We start from the raw sequence: 24,377 nt of genomic DNA, 5'->3' as shown, positions 1-24,377 counted from the left end.
ATGGCGGCGCCCGCCGGTCCGATCGCTTCGCCCTGCGTCAATCTTTGCCGCATCGATCCGGCCACCGGCTGGTGCCTCGGCTGCGCGCGCACGATCGACGAGATCGTCCGCTGGGCGAGCACGACTGCCGCCGACCGCGAATCGGTAATGACCGAGCTGCCGACGCGGAGGGCCAGACTGGCGCGCGGCGGAGCCTAGCTTCCCACTTTTCCCGCGAATCGTGGCATTAAGTTGCGCGCAGATGAAATGATGTTACGCGCGGTTCGAAGGATCGACGAAGTCAAAGAGCGGGCCAGCGAGTCCCGGCCAGTGCAGTCAAGCAAGCGAAATCCTATCTTTCAAGCGGCGCGGTTCGTCGGGAACTCCGGACTCGCTCACCCCGCCGCAGGAATCGCCACCATCGCCGCATCGTCCTTCTCGGTCGCGCGCTGATAGGCTTGGCGGGCAGTGAGCCGCGCGAAATAATCGAGAAAGGCGTCGCGCTTCGGGAGCGTGCCGAACTGCGTGCCCCAGCCGATCGCCGAGCCGACATAGACGTCCGCCGCCGTGAAGCGATCGCCCGCGATATAGGGGTGCGCGCGCACCGCCTGCTCGAGCACGTCGACCGCCAGCGCGTAATTGCCATAGCCGAACATCCGTCGCTGCTCGGGCGAGGGATCGAACTTGGCGAAATTGTTGGTCACTGCCTGTTCGAGCGGGCCCGCGGCGAAGAAGAGCCAACGGTAATAGTCGGCGCGTTCCTCAGGCGTCGGGGCGAGCCCGGCCTCGGGGAAGGCCTCGGCCAGATAGGCGCAGATCGCCGCGCATTCGGTGACCACCTTGCCCTTGTGGACGATCGCGGGGACCTTCCCCATCGGATTGACCGCCAGATAGGCGGCATCCTTCATCGTCGAGGCATAGTCGAGCAGCTCGGTGCGATAGTCTGCCCCGCTCTCCTCGAGCATCCAGCGCCCGATGCGCCCGCGCGACATCGGGTTGGTGTAGAAAATCAGCTCGTCCGCCATGGCATCCCTCCATCCGACGACTCGGCGTGTCGGAACATTAGAAGAACATCGAGCCGGGTCGGCGTCAAGGCATCAAGGGCTCAATCCCCCCAAGGGGAGGATAAAGGGCTTCAGAGCGCCGTTTCGAACAGGTGGAGCAGCCGGCCCCAGGCGCGCTCGGCCTGGTCGTGGTTGTAGACGCGGCTGTCGGGCGGGCACCAGCCGTGGAGCGTGCCCGGATAGACTTCGATCTCCGCCGGCAGCTTCGCCGCGGCGAAGGCGGCGCGGAGCTTGTCCTTGTCGCCCGGCGCGCGCGCATCGTCGTTCTCGGCGATGGCGATGAGGAAATGCGCCTTCATCTGCGGGATCAGCGCCAGCATCTCGTCGGTGGCCATGCCGCCGCCGTGGAAGGTCGCGCCGGCCCGGACACGGCCTGGCACCGCCGCGGCAGTGAGCATCACCATCGGGCCGCCCATGCAATAGCCGGTGCTGCCGATACCGCGCTTCCGATCAACTTCGGCCTGGGCATCGAGCCATGCGACGAACGCCTTGGCGTCGCTGGTGGTGGCAGCCGGCGTCAGCGCCTCGCGCCACGGCGTGATCCGCGCGCGTACCTCGGGCTGATCATAGGATTCGCCGGGCTTGAGGAACGGCGCCTTGGTGCCGCGATAGAACTGGTTGACGGTGAGCACCGCATAGCCGGCGCCGGCGAGCCGGTCGGCCATCTGGCGGAAGGCGGGGCGCAGGCCCATGATGTCGGGCCACACCAGCACGCCCGGGTGGGTACCGGTCGCCGGCGCGACGAAATAGGCGTCGGCGGTGCCGTCGGGCGTCGCGATGGTGACGTCGCGGCCCTTCACCGGCTTGGCATCGGCGCAGCTCGGCAGCACCAGACCCACGCCCACGGCCGCGGTGCCCATTCCGAAGCTACGACGCGACATGGCGTCGCCGAGGAAACGTTCATTGTCCGCGGCGGTCAGTTCGTCACACATGCGGCCTCCCCTGGATTTCCGCCCGGCACATGCCGAGTCGCCAGGCGGCGCTTTACCATGCGTCGTCGCCCCGCGTCATGCGGGGGGACGATCTCAGTGCTTGAACAGCGTCTCGGCGGTGTGCTCGACCGGAGCGGCTTCCTCTTCGCCCTCCTCGGCCTCGCGGCTGTGCGCGTCGCGCTCGGCGCGGAGCTGCTCGATCAGTGCCTCGCGGTCGCCCTCGAGGCGGGTGTCGGTCGGCGCCTCGACGCCGGCCGCCTTGGCGGCCTTCGCGACCAGCGCATCGAGCTCACGCTGCGAGCAGAGGCCCAGGGTCACCGGGTCCTTGGGCGTGATGTTGGCGATGTTCCAGTGGCTGCGATCCCGGATCGCGGCGATCGTGGTGCGGGTGGTGCCGATCAGCTTGCCGATCGCGCCGTCCGAGATCTCGGGGTGGTTGCGCAGGATCCAGGCGATGCCGTCGGGCTTGTCCTGGCGCTTGGAGACCGGCGTGTAGCGCGGGCCCTTGGTGCGGCGGACCTGCTCGGGGCCCTTCTGGATCTTGAGGCGGTAGTCGGGGTCCTTCTGGCCCTTCTCGATCTCCTCCATGGTGAGCTCGTGCGCGCGCACCGGATCGCGGCCGGTCAGCTTGGTCGCGGCGGTGTCGTCGGCGATCGCCTGCACTTCCAGGATGTGCAGCCCGCAGAAGTCGGCGATCTGCTCGAACGAGAGCGAAGTGTTGTCGACGAGCCAGGAAGCGGTCGCATGCGGCATCAGCGGCTGGGCCACGGTCGAAGTCTCCAGAAACAATAAGGGCCGCCCTTCACGGGCGGCCGGTCACGCTGCCTGACTTAGTGCGGGTCGCCGCCAAGGGCAAGTTCGCAATTGGACATCAGGCCGCCTCCTCCTGATCGTCCATCGGCCAGAGCGCACCGAGGAACTGGCGCGCGCTGGCTTCCCAGGTGAAGCCGCGGCCGTAATCGGCACAGGCTTTGGGGTCGCGGGTGAGCGCCTGGGCGATCGCGGCGGTGAGGTCGGTGTCCATCGCCCCGGTCTCGGGCGTGAGCACGTCGATGGGCCCGGTCACCGGATAGGCGGCCACCGGGACGCCGCACGCCAGCGCCTCGATCATCACCAGCCCGAAGGTGTCGGTCTTGCTCGGGAAGACGAAGACATCGGCGGCGGCATAGGCCTGGGCGAGCTCGGCGCCGAACATCGGCCCCAGGAACTTCGCCTCGGGGAAGCGTGCCTCTAGCGACGCGCGCGCGGGGCCGTCGCCGACCACCACCTTGGTGCCCGGATGCGTGGTCTTGAGGAACGCCTCGAGGTTCTTCTCGACCGCGACGCGGCCGACATAGAGCTGCACCGGCCCTTCGAGCCCGGCCATCCTGGGATGCGGCTCCAGCCCCGGGCGGAAATTGGCGAGGTCCACGCCTCTCCCCCAGTGCTTGACCTTGGTCAGCCCGTGCTCGACCAGCGACTGGCGGATCGACGGCGTCGAGGCGAGGATCGCCTGGCTCGGGGCATGGAACCAGCGGATGTAGCGCCAGATCCACTCCGCAGGCACGCCCGAGCGCGCCGAGACATAGTCCGGGAACTGGGTGTGATAGGCCGTGGTGAAGGGCAGGCCGTGGCGGATGCACCAGCGCCGCGCGGCGACGCACAGCGGCCCCTCGGTGGCGAGATGGATCGCGTTGGGGCGGAAGTCGTCGAGCATCGCGCCCACTTCCGCCACGCGGGCGAGCGCCAGCCGGATCTCGGGATAGGTGGGGCACGGCAGCGAATAGAAGAGATCGGGCGAGATCACCGTCACCTGGTGCCCCTGCGATTCCAGCACGCGCCGCACCGACTGGAGCGTGCGGACGACTCCGTTGACCTGGGGCTCCCAGGCATCGGTCACGATCGCGATGCGCACGGCCTCGCCCTCCGCCGTCACGCCGCCGCCAGTCTGACCTCGGACTCCGGCGCGTCTCGCGCTGCCATCTCCTCGGCCCAATGGAGAATTTCCATGGTACCGTCGTAATGCTCGACGAGCGCGGTGCAACCCTCAACCCAATCGCCGTCGTTGTAATATCGGACCCCGTGGATCTCGCGCATCTCCGCCTTGTGGATGTGCCCAGCGATCACGCCGTCGATATTGCGGTGCGCCGCCTCGTGCGCGACCACTTCCTCGAAGTTGGAGATGAACGACACGGCGTTCTTCACCTTCTGCTTGGCGTATTTGCTGAGCGACCAATAGGGCAGGTTGAACGCGCGGCGCACGCGGTTGAGCCAGCGGTTGAGCGCCATCATCCCCTCATAGGCGGCGTCGCCCAGGTGGGCGAGCCAGCGGTGCGAGAGCGTGATCGCGTCGAACTCGTCGCCGTGGAGCACGAGCAGGCGCTTGCCTTCGGCGGTCTCGTGGATGTCCTGGCGCTTGATCCGCACGCCGCCGAAGTCGAGTCCGGTGAACTGGCGGAACATCTCGTCGTGGTTGCCCGGGATATAGACCACGTCGGTGCCGCGCTTGGCGCGCTTGAGCACGCGCCAGACGATGTCGTTGTGCGCGGCGGGCCAGTAGAAGCGCTTGCGCAGCGCCCAGCCGTCGATGATGTCGCCGACCAGGTACATCTTCTCGCTGTCGACATGGTCGAGGAAGTCGATGAGCATCTCGGCGTTGCAGCCGCGCGTGCCGAGATGGACGTCCGAGATCCAGATCGTGCGATACTGGCGCCGCCCCGCGACGACGCGCTCCGGGATGGCGGGCTGCGTCGCGTGGAAATCGGCGAGTTGCGCTGCGTCGAACGGGAGCCTGGTGACCGTTGCCATGATCATTCCCCAGCTTGTGGCTGCGCAGCCTATGCCCGGGGAATGTTACAACTGGAATCGTTGGGCGGGTCCGTACGACTACGGGCCCAAATTATTGGAATCGCCCTTTGATGCTCCCGCGATTTCAGCGCACTCGCTTGGGTGTCCATCATGCGAGCACCAGGAGGATGCCGGTCTTGGCGTCGCCAGAGTCCGTAAGTTTATCCGTAATATAGTTCAGCTATTTGTGACGTTCTGATCCTTCCCGGCTTGGCAGGGGCGCTGCCGCTGGGTTAGGTCTATTTGGGGATCGGCCGTAAAGCCGCATTGGCGTTGCAGTCGAACACCGTGACATTGCGGGGGTAATTCGCGTGGTTGTCGTGGGGGGAGCGGCGGTTCGCGAGGCGAACGGCGGCCGGCTGACTTGTGAGTGAGGCGGGGTTGGCGGAGAGTGCCGGCCCCGAGCCCGGCACCGCTGCCGTTCCCGAACGGGGCAGGGTCGATCCGGCGCTGCTGTGCTTCGTGCTGCTCGCCAAGTTCCTCGGCGTCCCCGCCGACCCGGACCAGATCGCGCATAATCGCGGCAAGGGCGACGATCCCTATTCGCTGGAAGATCTCAATCGGATCGCGCGCCAGCTCGGGCTGATCGCGCGGCTTCGCGGCGCGCGAGTCGCGGAGTTGGGCAAGCTGCCGCTACCCGCCTTGCTCCAAATCGGCGATGGCGCAGTGCTGCTGCTTCGCGTCGAGGACGAGGCGATCAATCCGCGCTACCTGATCCAGCGCGGCGACGCCGAGCGGCCCGAGATCTGGAGCGGGCACGACATGGACGCCCGCTTCGCCGGGCGCGTCCTGCTGCTGACCAGCCGCGAGGCAGTCGCGGGCGAGAAGCGGCCTTTCGACGTCAGCTGGTTCATTCCGGCGCTGGTCAAATATCGCTCGCCGCTGCGCGACGTGCTGATCGGTTCCTTCTTCCTCCAGCTCACCGGGCTGGTCTCGCCGGTGTTCTTCCAACTCGTGATCGACAAGGTGCTGGTGCACCAGTCGATGACGACGCTCGACGTCCTCGCCTTCGGGCTCGCCGTGATCCTCATCTTCGAGACGGCGATGTCGGCGCTGCGCAACTGGTTGTTCGCGCACACCACCAATCGAGTCGACAGCGAGCTCTCCAGCAAGATGTTCCGTCACTTGCTCTCGCTGCCGATGAGCTATTTCGAGGCACGGCGCGTGGGCGACAGCGTGGCGCGGGTGCGCGAGCTCGACCGGATACGCGAGTTCCTCACGTCCAATTCGGTCACCGTGGTGCTCGACCTGTTCTTCACCTTGGTCTTCTTCGCCGTGATGTTCGTCTACAGCCCGCTGCTGACGCTGATCGTGGTGATCTCGATCCCCTTCTATGTCGCGATCTCGATGGTCATCTCGCCAGTGCTGCGCCGCAAGCTCGAGGAGAAGTTCCGGCGCGGGGCGGAGAACCAGTCGTTCCTGGTCGAGAGCGTGACCGGGATCGGCACGCTCAAGGCGATGGCGGTCGAGCCGCAAATGCGTGATCGCTGGGAGAAGCTGTTCTCGAGCTACACCAGCATCGGCTTCGACGTCGCCAAGCTCGCCAATTGGGGCAGCCATCTGATCCAGCTCGTCTCGAAGCTGACGACCGTGGCGATCCTCTATTTCGGCGCCAAGCAGGTGATCGCCGGCGACCTGTCGGTCGGATCGCTCGTCGCCTTCAACATGCTGTCGGGGCGCGTCGCCGCGCCGATCCTGCGCCTGTCGCAGCTCTGGCAGGATTTCCAGCAGATCCGCATTTCGGTCGATCGGCTCGGCGATGTTCTCAACACCCCCGCCGAGCCCGATCACGACGCCAGCCGCGCGAGCCTGCCGCCGATCCGTGGCGGCGTGAGCTTCGACAAGGTGCGCTTCCGCTACCGGCCCGATGCGCCCGAGGCTCTGCGTGGCATCTCGCTCGACATTAGGCCGGGCGAGATGCTGGGGATCGTGGGGCCTTCGGGCTCGGGCAAGTCGACGCTCACCAAGCTGGCGCAGCGGCTCTATGTGCCCGAGCAGGGGCGCGTCCTCGTCGACGGAGTCGATCTCGCGCTGGTCGACCCCGCCTGGCTGCGGCGGCAGATCGGCGTGGTGCTGCAGGAGAATATCCTGTTCAACCGATCGGTGCGCGAGAACATCGCGCTGGCCGATCCTACGCGGCCGATGGAGACAGTGATGGCGGCGGCGACGCTCGCCGGCGCGCACGAGTTCATCCTCCAGCTCAGCCACGGCTATGACACGCAGATCGACGAGCGCGGCGGCAATCTCTCGGGCGGCCAGCGCCAGCGCATCGCGATCGCGCGCGCGCTGATCAACGATCCGCGAATCCTCATCCTCGACGAGGCGACCAGCGCGCTCGACGCGGAGAGCGAGGAGATCATCCAGACCAACCTCGCCGGCATCGCCAGGGGTCGGACGGTGATCATCATCGCGCATCGTCTCTCCGCGGTGCGCCAGTGCGATCGCATCATCACGATCGAAGCCGGCGAAGTGACCGAAATGGGGAGCCACGCCGAATTGCTCGCCGCAGACGGTCGCTACGCCCAGCTCTACGCCAAGCAGATGGGGACGCGCGCGTGAGCTTGTCCGAACGCTTCGCCTCGCGCTTCCCCGCCATCGCGCGGCATCTGGTGGTGCTGCGCGAAAGCTGGAGGATGCAGGATCAAGCCGATGCCGCGGCACGCCCGCGCAGCGACCATGAGTTCCTGCCGGCCGCGCTCGAAATCATGGAGAAGCCGCCCAGCCCCGGGTTGCGCTATCTGATGCTGGGGATCTGCGGGCTGTTCGCGGTCGCGTTGCTCTGGTCGCTCATCGGCAAGGTCGACGTGATCGCCACTGCATCGGGCAAGGTCATCCCCGCGGGCAACGTCAAGCTGATCCAGCCGGTCGAGCTCGGCTATGTCCGTGCGATCCATGTCCGCAACGGGCAGCACGTCAGCGCCGGCCAGTTGCTGGTGGAGCTCGATCCCACGCTGGTCGGCGCGGACGAGGCGGCCGCATCGGCGGGGCTGCTCACCAGCGAGTTGCAGACGGCGCGCAATGCAGCGCTGGTCGCGCATCTGGAGGGGCGGCCGGCGCGCTTCGTGGCGCCGAGCGGAACCGATCCCGCGATCGCCCAGTCGCAGCAGAACTATGTCCGCACGGCGATCGCCGAATATGAAGGCGAGCGCGCCGGTATCGAGCAGCGCCGGGCCCAGCACCGCGCCGACCTGCTCGCCGCCCAAGCCGAGATCGCCAAGCTGGAGCGCACCCTGCCTCTGGTCGACCAGCAACTGGCGGCACGCGTCGACCTCACCAAAAGAGGCTATTTCTCCAAGCTCAAGCTGCTCGAATATGAGCAGCTTCGCGTCGAGCACATCCAGAACATCGCCGTGCAGCGCGCCAACGCCGAGCGCGCGCGGGCGCAGATCGCCGAAGCCGATGCTGAGCTCCGCCAGCTTCGCGGCAGCTTCGGGCGCGGCGCGCTGACGCAAGTCGTCGAGGGCCAGGACAAGAGCCGCGTGTCGCGCGAGGAAGTGACCAAATCGGCGCGGCGCCGCGAATATCAGGCCCTGCGCGCGCCCGTCGCGGGCACCGTTCAGCAGCTGGCGATCAGCACGATCGGCGGCGTCGTCCAGCCCGCGCAGGCGCTGATGGTGGTCGTGCCCGACGATGCGCAGCCGGTGGTGGAGGCAAATATCCTCAACCGCGACATCGGCTTCATCCGCGTCGGCCAGAAGGTGCGCGTCAAGCTGGAGGCCTTTCCCTTCACCGATTACGGGGTGGTGCCCGGCGTTGTCGAGAGCATCAGCCGCGATGCCATCGATCTTTCGCAGCCGGGAACGCCCCAGCGTGACGAGAAGGGGCGACCGGTGCAGCAGGGCCTCGTCTACGCCACGCGCATTCGCCTGCTCAAGCGGGCGATAGCCGCGGACGGGCATCAGGTGGTGATCGGCCCCGGCCTGGCCGTCCAGGCCGAGATCGTCACCGGCCATCGCCGGATCATCTCCTACCTGCTTTCCCCCATCGCCAAGACCATGGACGAAGCCGGAAGAGAGCGATGAGCCAGGGCGCCAAGCGCTCGATCGTGGTCGTCGGCGGCGGAACCGCCGGCTGGATGACTGCGGCGGCGCTGTCGCGCTTCCTGCCGCCGGCCTGTTCGATCACCTTGGTCGAGTCCGAGGAGCTCGGGACGATCGGCGTTGGGGAGTCGACCATTCCCCAGATGACGGTCTTCAACCAGGGACTGGGCATCGACGAGGCCGAATTCCTCCGCGAGACCAGCGGCACCTGCAAGCTGGGGATCGAGTTCGTCGACTGGCTGCGCCCGGGCGAGCGCTATTTCCACGGCTTCGGCGCAGTGGGGCGCGAGATCGGGATGGTGCAGTTCCACCATTATTGGCTGCGCAGCCGCGCGCTGGGTAATCCCAATCCGATGTGGGCCTATTCGCCGACCGCGCTGGCGGCGGGGGAGGGGCGGTTCGATCGCCCCGCGCCCGCCGACGGGCCGATGCGGCAGAGCTTCGGTTATGCCTATCATATCGACGCGACGGCCTATGGCGGCTTCCTGCGCCGCTTCGCCGAGCGCGCTGGGGTCAGGCGCGTCGAGGGCCGCATTGTCGGGGTCGAGCGCGATCCCCGCACCGGCGATATCGCCACGCTCCGGCTGGCGGACGGGCGCGCCCTGGCGGGTGACTTCTTCTTCGATTGCTCGGGCTTCGCCGCGCTGCTGATAGGGCGCACGCTGGACGTGCCGTTCGAGGATTGGACGCACTGGCTGCCCTGCGACCGCGCATGGGCGGTGCCGAGCGCCAATAGCGGCGAGCCATTGCCCTATACGCGCGCGACGGCGCGCCCGGCGGGGTGGCAATGGCGCATCCCGCTGCAGCACCGCGCCGGCAACGGCATCGTCTATTGCAGCGCGTTCATCGGCGACGATGCCGCGCGCCAACAACTGCTCGGCTCGATCGATGGCGCGCTTCTGCTCGAGCCGCGCCTGCTGCGCTTCACCACCGGCCGCCGCGCGCGGATGTGGGAGGGCAACTGCATCGCGCTGGGCCTTGCCGGCGGGTTCCTCGAGCCGCTGGAGGCGACCAGCATCTATCTGGTGCAAAGCGGCATCGCCCGCGCGCTCCGCTATTTCCCGGGGGCAGGCGTCGACCCGGCGGACCGCGCGGCGTTCAATGCCGAGACCGAATTCGAATATGCCGCGATCCGCGACTTCCTGATCCTCCATTATCACGCGAACGAGCGCGTCGGCGAACCGCTGTGGGATGCATGCCGGACGATGCGCCTCCCGGATTCGCTCGCGCAGAAGATCGCGCTGTTCCGCGGCAATGGCCGGATATTCCGCGAGAACCTCGAGCTGTTCGACGTGCCTTCGTGGCTGCAGGTGATGTGGGGGCAGGGGATCCGCCCGGCCGGCTACAACCCGCTCGCCGACCGGGTTTCCGAAGGCGATCTGCGCGCGATGCTGGAGGAAGTCGAGCGCGGCGCGCGCAGGCTGGTCGATCGGCTGCCGAGCCACGGCGAGTTCCTGGCGGCGAGCGGTGCCGCCATTCCGGCGACGGCCTAAGCCCGACGGTAGATGCCGAAGAGGTTGCCCGTCAGGCGTCCGCTCCGCGGGTCGGCCGGATGCGGGAGGTCCGCCGGGATGATCCCGCTGTGCAGCGTGTTGCTGCGGTAGACGAGCATGCGGTCCATGCGTGCGGGGATCTGCGCGGTGACCGTGTAGCCGGGCGTGGCTTCATTCGGATAGCCATGGGCGCCGTGCGCCGCGAGCGCCGCATCGCGCGCCGCGGTGTAGCCGGGCCAGTCGGCGCGCTTGACCTGCTCGAGTCCGGTCGCATCCTGGCGATAGAAGGCGGTGCCGCCGAAGGGCTGGTCGCACAGATAATGGAGGACCGCGAACCGGTCCTCCTCGGCGATGTCGACGTGCGGCACGGTCTGCAGCGGGTGCAGCTGCTCGGGGCGTAAGGTTACCAGCGAGAAGGCGCAGCCGATGCCGCCGATGGCGCCGTCCGCGTGGCCGAACAGCTGTGCCAGCGCCTCGTCCGCGGCGGCGAGCAGGGCGCGCACATAGGCGGCGGGAGCGGGGGCCTGGACTCCCGGGTAGCCGCCCTCGCGCACCGGCGCCGCCGAGAATTCGCCACGGCGCGCGACTGTCTCGATGATCGCTCCCGGCTCGGCGAAGACGCCGTCGAGCACGGCGACCGGCTCGCCGCCGCGCCCCATGCGCAGGATGCGGAGCGAAGGAGCCTCGGCGCGGCGGAACGGAGAATCCGGCCGCAGCTGCTCCGGAGCGCTCAGTTGATGGTCTCGCCTTCGGGCGCGGTCTCCACCGGGGCGGGCGCAGGCGCGTCGGCGAATTTCTCGGCGCCCATCTTCCGCAGCGTCTCTTCGTCGACCAGGCGCGTGACCATGGGGTGGAGGCGAAGGCTGCCCTGCTTCACCACCTGCTTGAAGTTGGCGATGACATTGGCAGTCGAGCGCTTGTCGGGCGCAATCACGTCGAGCAGCCAGTTGCGATCGCCCGAGGTCCAGTCCTCGGACTTCAGGCGCACCGGGAAGGTGCCCGCCTTGATCTGCTCGCGGATGCGCGCATCGACTTCTTCGGAGACGCTCGCCCAGATCGCCAGCCCGGCGATGTCGTTGGCGGGGCTGACGTCCTTGTCGCTGGGATAGGCGATCGCGATCCGGTCGCGGAGCAGCGGCTCGAGCACGAGATGCTGCAGGTCGGCGAGCGTCTGGTTGCGGTAGCGCGGCAGCACCATCATCGCCATCACGGTCTTGCCGAAGCTCTCGCGCACGTGCGTGCGGAGCTCGGCGATCTTGGCGAGGACCGCGGGATCGAGCTGCTGCGCCGCCTGCGCCTCGGCCGCGGGGCCGGTGTTTTCTTCCACTGCCTGCGTTTCTCCCGCGGCACTGCCCTTGCCGTTCTTGCCCATGGTCACCCTGCCCCTCCTGGTCAGCTTCACTGTCCCCAAGGTCTAGTTTTGGCCGGGCGCGAGTCAATCCAAAGCAATCGTTTCCTTGGTGTAATTTGTATGGCCGATGGTTAAGCTCCCGGTATTCGGCGGAGGCAGCGAGTACGATCGGTTTCAACTGTGTTACGGCTCTGTCCCGTATTGGGTCGATTGGGAACTATACTGTTCCTTATGCTGATTTTCGTCGAAAACCGATGTGCTTGTGACTTGCCTTTGCCTGCCACTGTGGCAGGTTGATCGCCTGTCCCACAGGGGGGATTCGGGCGAATGCGCATACGGGCGGCCAAAAGGGCGCGTTCGCGCCAGGCGATGCGGCGGGCGCCGTGTCGGGTGCAGGAAGCGCTCTGCCATAGCGCATCTTCATCAAAATTATGTGGCGAAATGCCGCGTATTCGGAGCCTGTTTACTTCCCGATTCGATGCAATCGAATCGGGATTGTCTGGCGCCGGAAGGCGTCGCGTACGTGAGGTATGAAATGAGTGATTACGTGTGGGTCAGCAATGCGCTGACCGAAGTTAGCCTGACTGGAAAGCTCGAGACGGATGTCTGGCAGAATGACCGCGAGGGAGCGCGGGCGGCGCAGCGCGCTAACGAAGAGGGCGAGCCAGTGTCTCCGGAGGTCTGTCCCAAGCGAGTGTGGGGCGATGATCGTGCACCGTTTTTCGAGAAGCTGCCCGATCTCATCTCGGCGCAGGCGCACTGGATCGTGTCTGCCAAGGCTGCGGATATCCTGCGCAAGTTCGACTTGGGTCAGGGCGGTCTCTATCCGGTAAGCGAGGGCGTCTATCAGGCCGACAATGTGACACGCGCCAAAGGTGACTATTTCACCTGGATTTTCGGTGCCACGAAGTCGGGATTGCTGCCGGATCAAAGCCAGGGCCTCCGGCCTCCTCAGGCGGAAGGACTTTGGTACAATTTTCCTTGGAAAATGTCCGACGGAGTTGTTGCGGTTTCCGCTGACGTACTTTCAGGGCCAGATGTTTGGCTTGATCATAATCTATTTCAGTCTCTATTCTTAAGTAGAGATTTAGGTGACGCTCTTGACCAAGCTAAACTTCGTAGGGCGTTCCGCATGTATAAGGCTATAGTTATCTAGAAAGATGACGGGGGGGTGGTGTAAATGCCGGTATCTGGCGAAAACGAATTCTTTGGTGAATTCGAGAGCGAGCATCTCCTTAGTCAAGATTTATTCAGTGGCGAGCGTGGCGCGATTCTTAATGAATTCGGCTATACGCGCGATATGGCGAGCAACCGGCGCTCGCTGTTCATCAGCACCGAAATTACGGAACAACTCGCAAACCTGCCTGACGGAGATCCCTACAAGACTTATCTGAACGAGCATGGTTGGGGAGCAGTCGTCCACCGCGGTGGCGACACGGAAATCGGCGGGTTCCAGCAAGGAAAGAATACCTTTGAACGGAATCTAGTCGACCAATGGATTCGGAGAAGAAAACTCGGGCAAATCTCCGACGAGGCCTTCAAATACGCGCTCGACGACCTCCACCGCTTCAGCGACCAACTGGCAACGGGCGAGATCAAGATCGATGGGCGTCCGGTCGGTGTGGTGGGCACCGACCCGGCGATCTTCGAACAGGCCTATGCCGCCCGAGAAGGCGCCTTTGATCCGGGTATCTTCAACGATCCGAACAGCGCAGAGGCCGAGGCGGTTCGGCAGCGGTATGGCCCCTATGACCCGGTAACCAAATCGACGACCTATAGTTCGTCTCTCGATCATTCGGATTTCGACGCCAATCGCGCCCGGTACCGGGCAGTTTCCGATCTCACCGAAGCTGCCTTCCGCGACGGGCATCTGACGGCGGCGCAGAAGAACGAGATCCTAAAGAAGCTGGGCACTTCGGAGTCCAACGGCGCGCGCGTCAGAAATGCGGGCATCCAACTCTACAGAGATCTTTCCACCAAGTTCGACGCCAATATCGGTAAGGTCGCGGCTTATTCCGCTCGGGCGCTCGCCGAAGGCATGGCGATCGAACTTGTCCGGCCCCAGGCGACGGTGAGCGAACTGGCGGAGAAGGTTGCCGAAACCAGAAAGATCGTCGGAGAGGGCATGCGTCTCAACGGCGCGTTGCCCGAGAACCTCAGTGCATTCGGACCCGAAGCCGCAAGCGCGCTGCATCAGGGTGCTATCGAATTCGGGGAACGTGTGTCCCGGGCGCTCGGTGAAGTCGGTAACAATCGCCTGACCGGGTTCAAGGGAGCGATCGCCGGGTTCGGTATCGGTTTTATCGATGAAGAATATGAAGCGATCAAGAAGGGCTGGCAGACCGGCGACTGGTCCGACTTCTGGATCAAGGCAGCGGAATTCGGCGGCGCTGCAGCGATCGGCTTGGCTGGAATCACCGTGGCTACCGGACTGGTCGCCGGCACCGTCGCTGCGCCGTTCGTGGCCGCCGGCGTTGCCGTGCTTGGCGTCGTGGGGACCGGCATTGCGTTGGGCGATCTGATCGCCAAGGTCGCGAACGATGTACTCGGCCTGGAGAAGGTCCCGGAAAATGAAGGGGCCCTACCCAATCAGATCCAGGAAAATATAAACTTCATCAACAAGGTAGGGGAGCACATCCTCTATAATCGGGTTCACGACCTTCTATTCGGATCGAATACCGTCGGGCAGCCGCAGCTCTCGACGTTGGGATTGCTTTATCAGGCTGATGACTGGGATCCGTCCTTTCCCGACCGAGCCCCCGGCACCGATGCAAGCGAGCTGTTCTACGCTGCGCATGGAGCCAAAGTCGACGCTGGCGCAGGAGCCGATGAAGTTTATCACTCGGGCTACGGCGTCGTGCTGGGCGGAGCCGGGCAGGATGTCCTGGTGGGCAAGGACGCAATGGTCCTCCGTGCCGGTGAGGAATTGCTGCCGTGGATGACGGTCCTGCGCGACAAGCGAAAGCAGGAAAATGAAGAGATCCGGCTCGAAAACATCGAGCGCAAGGCACTGGGGCTTCCGCTCCTCGAAATCCTGCCGGACCTTCCCGAGAGTCCACGCGCCGAAGCCGACATCTCTTTGACATTGGACGCCGGAACCGAGAACGACATCGTGTTCGCTCTCGGTGGCGAAAGCGTGACGACCGCCGGCGGGCTTGGCCGGGACTGGATCTTCAACACCAGCAAGAACGGCGAGATCTACGGCGACTATTACGGCGGCCTGAGCCCGGAGGGCCAGCCCGCGCCCGATACCGCCGAGAACTCCGACAACATCTGGTTCTGGGCCGACACCACGTTGATGGATGCGCAGCACCACGACGTGCTCAAATATTTCGGCCTGCCGATGACCGGCGGCGATGCCAATGGCGGGCTGGCCGGCTACGCGATCTTCAACGGGCTGTTCGGCGCGGCGATCGGCATGGCCAATGTCACGCGCTACATGACCGGCGAGGCGGAGGACTGGACCGGCGAGATCTACGTCGACCACATCCAGCCGTGGATCCTCTACGCGTTCCAGCGCGACGAGGATGGCAACCTCGACATGTACGTCACCAATGCGTTCGAGCAGATCTTCCGAGGGCTGCTCGCCGCCGTCAACGAGAGCGGAGACGACACGCCCGGCATCCACAAGGGGTGGATGAAGATCGAGAACGTCGACGTCGTGGGAAGTCGCCTCGGCGCGCTGCAGAGCGAGGCGGGGAGCATGGTGCTCTCCAACGGCAAGACCGGCGGCAGCCTCAACATGGTGTTCCGCGCGGTCAATCCGCTGCAGGCGCTGCTGCCCGTGATCAACCTGGTGCCGGGGCTTATAGGCCAGGCGCTCTATTATTCGGTGATGGCCGACGCGCTGATGTCGAGCGTGGCGGCGATGCAGCGCTTCGCCAAGTCGATGAAGTGGGCCGAGGGCGCGGATCCGCTGGTGATCGACTTGGACGGCGATGGGATCGAGACTACCAGCGTCGACAGCAGCAAGGCCTATTTCGACGTCGACGGCGACCTGTTCGCCGAGCGCACGGGCTGGCTCAAGGGCGACGACGGTTTCCTGGCGCTCGACACTAACGGCAATGGCCGCGTCGACGGCATCGGCGAACTGTTCGGCAACCGCGCCTCGGGCGGTTTCGCCGAGCTCGCGCAGTACGACAGCGACGGCGACGGGCGGATCAGCGCGAGCGACGCGATCTGGAGCGCGCTCAAGATCTGGCAGGATCGCGACCGCGACGGCGAGACCGACGCCGGCGAACTCCGCTCGCTCGCCGAGCTGGGGATCGTCTCGCTCAGCCTCAGCACGACGGCGCTCAATACCTCGACGCCGCAGAACGCGCGGCTGCTCTCGCGCAGCGACGTGACCTTCGCCGACGGGCGCGTCTCGCAGATGTTCGAGGCGATCTTCACCGCGAACGAAGTCGACACGAAATATGCGGGCGAGGACGGCCTCGCCCCCTGGCAGATGAACGACGGGCTCAACGCCAAGGGCTTCGGCACGATCACCGACCTGGCGGTGGCCGCTGCCAACGATCCCGAGCTGGCCGAACTGGCGGCAGTGCGCGCCGCAGCGATGACCACGCCGAAGATCAAGAATCTGGTCGCCCAGGCGGGGGACGTGCTCGGCCAATGGGGCATGACGCTCGAGACCAGCCGCGAACTGGTGGCGGTGAAGCTCGGCGAGGGCGGTACGCTGCTCGATCGCGCGACCTATGTCGAGGATGCCGGCGGCGGCTATTGGACGCTCAAGTCCGGCGCGGCGGTGGTCGACGGCGGCGGGGCGGCGATTGCGCGGCCGACGCTGGAGCAGGTGCTGGCGCAGGGCGCGGGTTGGCGGCTCGAGCAGGCCTGGTCGCCCGCGTCGCGCGGCGCTGCGCTCACTGCGCGCGAGGAAGCGCCCTATCTGGTGCGGCTGGAAGGCGGCCGTGCGGTCGTCCTCGATTATGGTATCCTGCAGGCGGACGGCCGCTGGGCGCTCGCCTCGGCGCCCGGCACCACCTATGCCACGCGCGAGGATATCCTGGCGCTGCCGCATGCGGCGGGCACCGAGTGGCGGCAGGAGGACCTGCAGTTCAATCCGCTGGCGGACCTCCCGGTCGACGCGATCGGCGTGCGCTTCACCGACGGCAAGGTGGTCGACTACACCGTCCAGGTCACCGATCGCGACGGCACCTTCTATGTCTGGGCGCGCAACCTCGATCGCGCGCTCGAGCTCGAATGGAAGACTGGCGATTATCGCGAATTCAACCTGCGCAACTATGCAGTCGATTTCGAGCATCTCGACGAAGTGGGGTCGACCGACGATTCCACCTATCGCGTCGAGCTGCTGACGCCGGCGCAATTCCATTTCGCGACCTCGCTCGGCGGCGTCGATTTCCATCCCGAGATGCTGACCGCGGTCGCCGACAGCACGACCGGGCATCTCGCCTACAGCGTCACCGCAGGCGGCAGCGCCAGCCTTTCGACCGGCAGCTATGATTCCGCGATCAAGACGATGATCGCGATGCTCCAGCCGGTGATGGAGCAATATGTCACCGTGTCGCGCCGCTTCGCGGTGCGGATGGCGCTGCAGGGCGGGCTGGAATCGTTCGCACGCGGAATCTCCTACGACGCCGAGCGCAACGTCTTCGTGACCACCACGAACCGCCAGCTCGCGCCGATGTTCGAGGCGATCTTCGAGAGCGCGCCGGCGTCGAATGCCGATGACGCGGTGCTCGATTATCTGACCGACTGGAACGATATCCTCTGGCAGATCTACCCGGACTTCGCGCCCGACGACGATGGCGACATCATGAGCGCCAAGGTCGGCATCGACCAGGCCTTCATCATGCAGATGATCGTCCAGGCCTATGAGAATGTCGGCGTCGATCTCGACATCCGCGGCGTGGCGCATGCGCTCTCGGTCGACGAGAAGCGGATCATCACCCATGCGGCCGGCGACACGCTGGTCGACGGCACCGACGGCACCGACTTCTTCTACATGACCGGCGGCAACCAGACGATGCGCGGCGGCATGGGCACCGACTATTATTTCGTCGGGAAGGATTCGGGCGACGATTACATCTACGATCGCGACCTGGGCGGCGACGATGAGCTGCGCTTCACCGATGTGCTCTCGACCGACGTCAAGGCGACGCGTGACGGCCAGGATCTGATCCTGGAGATCCGCGGGCGCACCAATTTCGTGCGCCTGACCGACCAGTTCCTGGGCGAGCTCAACGACTATACGACCAGCGGCAAGCAGTTCCAGACCGGCGTCGGCGCGATCGTCTTCGCCGACGGAGTTATCTGGGACCGACAGCGCATGGCGGTGGAGGTCGTCGATCGGGAACGCCTCGCGGGTGACTACAACGATCCCTATATCGGCTCGGGTTCGAGCGACGTCCTGTGGGGCGGCAAGGGCAATGACTATCTGTCCGGTGGGGCAGGCGGCGACTTCTACATCTTCGAGCGCGGTGACGGCCAGGACGTCATCAACGATCTGGGAACCTTCTCCTTCGGTCCGGTCAAGGCCGGGACCGACTTCCTGCGCTTCCAGGGCGACATCACTGCCAATGACCTCAAGCTGATCCGCAACGGCAACAGCGCGAACCTCAAGATCATCCTGCTCGATGCCAACGGCAACGAGACCAGCGACACGCTCGAGCTGGTCGGCCAGTTCGGTGGCGTGCGGCTCAATCTCGGCGCGTTCGGAGAGGCGCTCGGCAGCAGCGACGGGCTCGACTATGTCGCGCCCAATCTGATCGAGCGTTTCCTGTTCGGCGACGGCACCAGCCTGGAATTCACCGAGATCGTCGAGCGCGTGCTCGCGAACGCCAAGACCGCCGGCGACGACGCGATCTACGGCCTGCTCAACGACAACACGCTCGACGGCGGCGCCGGCAACGACATCCTGCAGGGGCAGGAAGGCTTCGACACCTACATCTATGGCCGCAACTATGGTCGCGACCAGATCGAGGACCATGACTATTCGGCCGCGCTGTTCGGCCCCAAGGACGACAAGCTCAAGTTCACCGACGATCTGCGCTGGACCGATTTCGACTTTCTGCGCGACGGGAAGAGCGACACGCTGACGCTGCAGGTGAAGGGCACCGAGGATCGGGTGATCCTCAAGGACTATCTGCTCAACATCTTCCTGGTCGGCTACGTCAATCTCGTCGAGCAGATCGAGTTCGCCGACGGTACCCAATGGTCGTATTTGAAGCTGCTCCAGCACTTCATCGACGTCAGCAAGACCGCCGGTGCCGACACCATCTACGGCTTCGAGGGCATTAACGACCTGATCGACGGCGGGGCCGGGGACGATCGGCTCGAGGGCCTGAGCGGCAACGATCGCTATCAGTTCGCCAACGGCTATGGCCATGACACGATCCTCGACGACAGCGGCGACGACCGGCTGGTCTTCGAAGGCATCCAGTCGGCCGACATCGAATTCTCGCGCACGGCGCTGGACCTGATCCTCACCGTCCGTTCGACCGGCGAGAAGGTCGTCCTCGAGAACCAATATGTGCGCGACGGGGCGCAGCATTTCGCAGTCGAATATTTCGAGTTCGCCGACCGGACGCTGCTCTTCAGCGACTATAACCCCGAGGACCTCGACCTGGTCGGCACCAATGCCGACGACAGCATCACCGGATCGGACTTCGCCGAGACGCTGGACGGCCGCGGCGGCAACGACCTGCTGACCGGCGGCGACGGCGGCGACCGCTATCTCTTCGACGTCGGCTATGGCCAGGACGTGATCGTCGACACGCGCGTCCGCGCCTCGTGGCAGGATCGGCCGGGCACCCGCATTCCGGTGGACGACGTGGTCGTGTTCGGCGCGGACATCACGCGCGCCAATGTCGTCTTCACGCGCGACGGCAACGATCTCGTCATCTCGGTCACCGGCCGCACCGACACGCTGCGCATCCGCAACCAGTTCCGCAGCAGCGACGACGGCGTCGAGAAGTTCGAATTCTATGACGGCACGTCGATGTCGATCAAGAATGTCGAGGAGATCCTCCAGATCGAGGGCGGCAACCGCGGCGACAACGTCATCACGGGCTCGCTCAACGATCCCAACACGCTCGACGGACGCCAGGGCGACGACACGCTGATCGGCGGCAATGCGGCCGACACCTATGCCTTCAGCGCGGGCTATGCCGCGGACAAGATCATCGAGCAGGCCGATCGCGCCGGCGTGATCGATCAGGTGGTGTTCGGCGCCTCCGTCCGCCGCGAGGACCTGATGTTCCGGCGCAACGGCAACGACCTGGTGATCGACCTCGGCAGCGGGCTCGACGTACTCACCATCGTCAACGGGCTGACCACGGCGCGCGTCGAGGAATTCCACTTCGCCGACGGCAGCGTGCTTTCGCTCGAAGCGGTGTTCGACCTGCTGCTCACCGGCGGCGACGCCGACGAGTCGCTGATCGGGTTCGACAACCGCGCGGACACGATCAGCGGAGGCCACGGCTCAGACGCGATGGCCGGCGGGCTGGGCAACGACACCTATCTTTTCGGCATCGGCGACGGCAGCGACAGCATCCAGGATACAGGCGGCGTCGACCAGATCCGCTTCGGCGAGAAGATCACCCAGGACATGCTGACGTTCCGCAACGTCGACGGCGACCTGGTGATCGAGCTGACCGCGACCGGCGACAAGCTGGTCGTGCTCGGCGGCTACAAGACCACGCCGGTCGAGAGCTTCGTCTTCGAGGACAAGACGGTCCTCAGCATCGCCGACGTGCGCGCGTTGATCCTCGCCAGCGGCGACGTTGGCTCGCAGGACATCATCGACGTCCGCGAGCTGGTGACGAGCAGCGACGTGACCGGCGGGGCCGGGCACGACCGACTGATCGCCGCGAACGATTCGACGCTCGTGTTCAATCCCGGCGACGGCATCGACCGTGTCGAGATGCCGAGCGGCGTGACTCGCGCGACGATCGAGTTCGCCGCCTATGGCTCGACCCAGCTCGTCGTTCGGCTAGCTGCACTCGACAGCACCGATCTGGTGCTCGATTTCGTCGGTACCGGCGACCAGCTGGTGATCGCGGGCGCGCTCGGCAACGGTGCGGTTCCGACGCTGCGTTTCGCCGACGGGATGGTGTGGGACGCGGCGGCGCTGGTCCAGCGCTTCATGGCCGATCAGGCGAGCGACGGGGCGGACATCGTGCTGGGGAGCGCGCGCGCCGACGTGATCGCCGGCGGGGCCGGCTTCGACGATCTGCGCGGCGCGGGCGGCGACGACACCTATCGTTTCGCTGCGGGTGACGGCCAGGACGTGATCGACGACAGCGCCGGCGTCGATGTGCTGAACATCACCGGCTACCGGCCCGACGAGATGCGCGTGATGCGCTCGGGCGTGGGGCGCGGCGACCTGTTGCTCGTGCTCGGCGACGGCGCGGATTCGGTGCTGCTGCGCTACGGCAGCAACTTCAACGGCGTCGATCGGGTCAGCTTCTCCGACGGCACGGTCTTCACGCGCGAGGCGCTGTTCGCGCGGCTGGCGGGCGGGGGGACCGACGGCGACGACCGGCTCGCCGGGACCATGGCGGCGGAAGTGTTCAACGGCGGCGTCGGCAACGATGTGCTGACCGGCGGCGGCGGGGACGACGTCTTCCGCTTCAAGCGCGGCGACGGTCAGGACCGGATCGAGCCGGGCGCGCTGATCGACGGCAAGGCGGTGCTCGAGTTCGGCGCGGGCATCGCGCTGGAGGACGTCATTGCCAAGCGGGATGGCGACGGCAACCTCGTCCTCGCCATCCGCGACACCAACGATCGCGTCACTCTGGTCGAGCCGAGCGGCGACGAGGATCCGGTGGTCGGCGTCGTGCGCTTCGCCGACGGGCGCAGCCTCAGCTTCGCGCAGCTCGCACTGACGGTTCTCGAGACCGATCGCGACGATCACATCGTCGCCGCTTCGGGCACCACCAACGCGGGCGGCGGCTCTGGCGCGAACATCTATGGCGGGCTCGGCAACGACTGGCTCGAGGGCGGCCGCGGCGCGGACATCCTCACGGGCGGCAAGGGCAACGATCGGCTCGAAGGCCATGCTGGCGCCGACATTTATTATTTCGCGCGCGGCGACGGCCAGGACGTGATCGTCGACTTCGAGGATGCCGACAAGACCAAGCTCGATCGCGTGCGCTTCGCCGCGGGCATCGCGCCTTCCGAAGTGCGCTTCGCCAAGGTCGGCCCGGCCGATCTCACGATCCTGATAGCCGGCAGCGACGATCGTATCACGCTCACCAATTTCTTTGCTGCAGCCTCGGGTCAGGCCGATCATTCGGTCGAGCTGATCGAGTTCGCCGACGGCACGCTATGGACGCTCGCCGACATCCAGGCGCGGCTCGGCGCGGGCAGCGCGGGCGACGATTCGATCGACCTCGGTACCGCGCTCGACATCACCGCGACGCTGTCGGGTGGTGCCGGCGACGACCGGCTCGCTGGCGGCATCGGCGACACCACCTACCAGTTCGGCCTGGGCAGTGGCCGTGACACGATCGTCGAGGGCACCAACTGGGCGGGCTCGGACGACGTGCTCCAGCTCGGTGCGGGCATCGCTGCGGCGGACGTAATCGTGATCCGCGACGGCGCGGACCTGATCGTGCGGCTGCGCGCCAGCGACGACCGCGTCGCGATCAAGGGCCAGGCAACCGCCACCAATCCGCCGATCGATCGCCTGGTTTTCGCGGACGGGACGGTGTGGACCGCGGCGGCGCTGCTCGCTCAGGCCGTGACGCCTGCCGCGGCCGAAGCGGCGCTGCACCCGTCCGTTCCCGGCACCAATCCCTTCGTCGATCCGCTGTTCGGCACCAGCGCCGGTGGCGGCACCGGCGGGACGGGCGGTACCGGCGGGGATGACGGCGGCAGCGTGGTCGGGCCAGGCACCCAGGTGCTCACCGGTACCAGCGGGCAGGACACCTACCGCCTGTTCGTGCCGACGATCGACGACGGCTCGCTGGTGACGATCACCGATTTCCAGGCGGGCAGCAGCGGCGACGTCCTCGACATCCGCCTGGCCGCAGGGCTCAGCGGGACGGTGGTGACGCGGCAGGAAGGCAGCGACACCTCGGTCTATTTCGTCCAGGCCGGCACTTATCGCCTCGACGAGGCGCGGCTGGTCGCGCGGCTGCGGGGCGTGACCGCGAGCGCGCTGACGCTGGTCAATTTCAACGGCGCGCCTTTCGCGAGCGCCGCCAACCTGTCGCTCAGCGGCGACGGCGGCGCGAACACGCTGACCGGCGGCTGGGGCGCGGACACGCTGACCGGCAACGGCGGCAACGACGTGCTCATCGGCGCGCAGGACAACGACACGCTGCAGGGCGGCGAGGGCAGCGATACCTATAGATTCTCGCGCGGCTTCGGACAGGACATCGTCAGCGACGGCGGCTGGCGTACGGCGAACTCGCCCGACGACATCATCGAGTTCGACGCGACGATCGCGCCTTCGGACGTCTCGGTCGAGCTAGCCGCGGACGGGGTCAGCATCGTCCTGCGGCTGAACGGCACCGACGACCGGATCACGCTGCAGAACACGCTTTCGGACGACGCCAACCGGATCGAGCGCGTCCGCTTCGTCGCCGCGAACGGCACGATCACCTATTGGACCCACGACGACCTGCGCCAGCGCGCGTTCGTGCCCAGCGATGCCGATCAGTCGATGACCGGCGCGTTCGAGTCCACCGAGCTGTCGGGCGGCGCGGGCAACGACAGTCTCTACGGGCGCGGTTCCAACGACACGCTCACCGGCGGCACCGGTAACGACTATCTCCAGGGTGGCGAGGGCAGCGAGACCTATAAATTCTCGCGCGGCTTCGGCCAGGACATCGTCAGCGACGGCGGCTGGCGGACCGCGAACTCCCCCGACGACGTGATCGAGTTCGATGCGACCGTCGCGCCCGAGGATCTCTCGGTTCAGCTGGCCTCCGACGGCGTCAGCATCATCCTGCAGATGAAGGGCAGCGAAGACCGGATCACGCTGCAGAACACGCTGTCGGACGATTCCAACCGCATCGAGCGGGTCCGCTTCATCGCGGCCGACGGCACGATCACCTATTGGACCCACGCCGATCTGCGCACGCGCGCGCTTGCCCCCGACGACACCGACCAGTCGATCACCGGCGCGTTCGAGTCCACCGATCTGTCGGGCGGCGCGGGCAACGACAGCCTCTACGGGCGCGGTTCCAACGACACGCTCACCGGCGGCACGGGCAACGACTATCTTCAGGGCGGCGAGGGCAGCGAGACTTACAAATTCTCGCGCGGCTTCGGCCAGGACATCGTCAGCGACGGCGGCTGGCGCACCGCGAATTCGCCCGACGACGTCATCGAGTTCGACGCGACGGTGGCGCCCGAGGATATCTCGGTCTCGCTGGCACCCGACGGCGTCAGCATCATCCTCCAGCTGAACGGCACCGACGACCGCATCACGCTCCAGAACACGATCTCCGACGACAGCAACCGGATCGAGCGGGTCCGCTTCATCGCCGCCGATGGGACGATCAGCTATTGGACGCATGCGCAACTCATCGCACGCGCGCAGGCGGCGGACGACACCGACCAGTCGATGACCGGCGCCTTCGACGCCAGCCTGCTGCCCGGAGGCGCAGGCAATGATTCGCTCTACGGTCGCGGCTCCAACGACACATTCGTCGGGGGCACCGGCGACGACTATCTCCAGGGCGGCGAAGGCAGCGACACCTACAAATTCTCGCGCGGCTTCG

Annotated in this window: 13 protein-coding genes (1 of these 13 cut by a window edge); 6 read left to right on the top strand and 7 right to left on the bottom strand. The window is 66.1% G+C overall.

Translation table 11 applies throughout. From position 1 onward, the window contains the following. Positions 1–198, top strand: a complete 198-nt coding sequence (locus J7500_RS00275; RefSeq protein ID WP_294058981.1) for a DUF1289 domain-containing protein — start codon at positions 1–3, stop codon at positions 196–198. A gap of 176 nt (positions 199–374) precedes the next feature. On the opposite strand, the gene J7500_RS00270 is transcribed toward J7500_RS00275, so the two are convergent. The 5 genes from J7500_RS00270 to J7500_RS00250 form a co-directional block, all read right to left on the bottom strand. Next, positions 375–1,004: a glutathione S-transferase family protein gene (locus J7500_RS00270; protein ID WP_294058980.1), complete on the bottom strand. Its 630-nt coding sequence runs from the start codon at positions 1,002–1,004 to the stop codon at positions 375–377. A gap of 110 nt (positions 1,005–1,114) precedes the next feature. After that, on the bottom strand, positions 1,115–1,975 hold the full coding sequence (locus J7500_RS00265; RefSeq protein ID WP_294058978.1) for a dienelactone hydrolase family protein: 861 nt from the start codon (positions 1,973–1,975) through the stop codon (positions 1,115–1,117). Between the two features lie 93 nt (positions 1,976–2,068). Next, positions 2,069–2,743 (bottom strand): DUF1013 domain-containing protein, encoded by a 675-nt coding sequence (locus tag J7500_RS00260; protein WP_294060641.1) that lies wholly within the window; start codon positions 2,741–2,743, stop codon positions 2,069–2,071. A gap of 103 nt (positions 2,744–2,846) precedes the next feature. Continuing rightward, a complete protein-coding gene (locus J7500_RS00255) occupies positions 2,847–3,869 on the bottom strand; it encodes a glycosyltransferase family 1 protein (protein WP_294060639.1) in 1,023 nt (340 codons plus the stop codon). 17 nt (positions 3,870–3,886) lie between these two features. Then, positions 3,887–4,762 (bottom strand): UDP-2,3-diacylglucosamine diphosphatase, encoded by an 876-nt coding sequence (locus J7500_RS00250; protein ID WP_294058976.1) that lies wholly within the window; start codon positions 4,760–4,762, stop codon positions 3,887–3,889. Between the two features lie 420 nt (positions 4,763–5,182). Here J7500_RS00250 and J7500_RS00245 point away from each other — a divergent pair, with 420 nt between their 5' ends. Genes J7500_RS00245 through J7500_RS00235 form a run of 3 tightly spaced genes read left to right on the top strand, consistent with a single transcriptional unit; the run spans position 5,183 to position 10,334 of the window. After that, positions 5,183–7,360 carry a type I secretion system permease/ATPase gene (locus J7500_RS00245; protein ID WP_294058974.1) on the top strand — a complete coding sequence of 726 codons (2,178 nt, stop codon included), beginning with the start codon at positions 5,183–5,185 and terminating at the stop codon, positions 7,358–7,360. Then, positions 7,357–8,823, top strand: coding sequence for an HlyD family type I secretion periplasmic adaptor subunit (locus J7500_RS00240; protein WP_294058973.1), 1,467 nt, complete (start codon positions 7,357–7,359; stop codon positions 8,821–8,823). The genes J7500_RS00245 and J7500_RS00240 overlap by 4 nt, the downstream gene beginning before the upstream one ends. Then, entirely contained in the window at positions 8,820–10,334 is a 1,515-nt protein-coding gene (locus J7500_RS00235) for a tryptophan halogenase family protein (RefSeq protein WP_294058972.1), read from the top strand. The genes J7500_RS00240 and J7500_RS00235 overlap by 4 nt, the downstream gene beginning before the upstream one ends. Here J7500_RS00235 and J7500_RS00230 read toward each other — a convergent pair. Beyond that, entirely contained in the window at positions 10,331–11,050 is a 720-nt protein-coding gene (locus tag J7500_RS00230) for a DUF6445 family protein (RefSeq protein ID WP_294060638.1), read from the bottom strand. The genes J7500_RS00235 and J7500_RS00230 overlap by 4 nt on opposite strands. 14 nt (positions 11,051–11,064) lie before the next feature. After that, positions 11,065–11,706, bottom strand: coding sequence for a toxin-activating lysine-acyltransferase (locus J7500_RS00225; RefSeq protein ID WP_294060636.1), 642 nt, complete (start codon positions 11,704–11,706; stop codon positions 11,065–11,067). Positions 11,707–12,220: 514 nt separating this feature from the next. Between J7500_RS00225 and J7500_RS00220 the strand changes: the two genes are divergently transcribed. Continuing rightward, on the top strand, positions 12,221–12,841 hold the full coding sequence (locus J7500_RS00220) for a hypothetical protein (protein ID WP_294058970.1): 621 nt from the start codon (positions 12,221–12,223) through the stop codon (positions 12,839–12,841). 144 nt (positions 12,842–12,985) lie between these two features. Beyond that, positions 12,986–24,377 carry the 5' end (the start) of a tandem-95 repeat protein gene (locus tag J7500_RS00215; protein WP_294058968.1) on the top strand. The gene runs 20,096 nt beyond the window's last position, so 11,392 of the gene's 31,488 nt are visible here — the first part of the coding sequence; it begins with the start codon at positions 12,986–12,988; its stop codon lies beyond the right edge, outside the window.

The organism is Sphingomonas sp. (genome assembly GCF_017744835.1).
In the GTDB taxonomy this organism is placed as follows: domain Bacteria; phylum Pseudomonadota; class Alphaproteobacteria; order Sphingomonadales; family Sphingomonadaceae; genus Sphingomonas.
Note: the sequence above shows the minus strand (reverse complement) of the source record. Positions and strands in the feature narration are given on the sequence as shown.

Bases quoted from the DNA above. Each gene is read 5' to 3' on its own strand.
- J7500_RS00275 (WP_294058981.1), top strand. From the start codon at position 1: ATGGCGGCGCCCGCCGGTCCGATCGCTTCGCCCTGCGTCAATCTTTGC.
- J7500_RS00270 (WP_294058980.1), bottom strand. From the start codon at position 1,004: ATGGCGGACGAGCTGATTTTCTACACCAACCCGATGTCGCGCGGGCGC.
- J7500_RS00265 (WP_294058978.1), bottom strand. From the start codon at position 1,975: ATGTGTGACGAACTGACCGCCGCGGACAATGAACGTTTCCTCGGCGAC.
- J7500_RS00250 (WP_294058976.1), bottom strand. From the start codon at position 4,762: ATGGCAACGGTCACCAGGCTCCCGTTCGACGCAGCGCAACTCGCCGAT.
- J7500_RS00235 (WP_294058972.1), top strand. From the start codon at position 8,820: ATGAGCCAGGGCGCCAAGCGCTCGATCGTGGTCGTCGGCGGCGGAACC.
- J7500_RS00225 (WP_294060636.1), bottom strand. From the start codon at position 11,706: ATGGGCAAGAACGGCAAGGGCAGTGCCGCGGGAGAAACGCAGGCAGTG.
- J7500_RS00220 (WP_294058970.1), top strand. From the start codon at position 12,221: ATGAGTGATTACGTGTGGGTCAGCAATGCGCTGACCGAAGTTAGCCTG.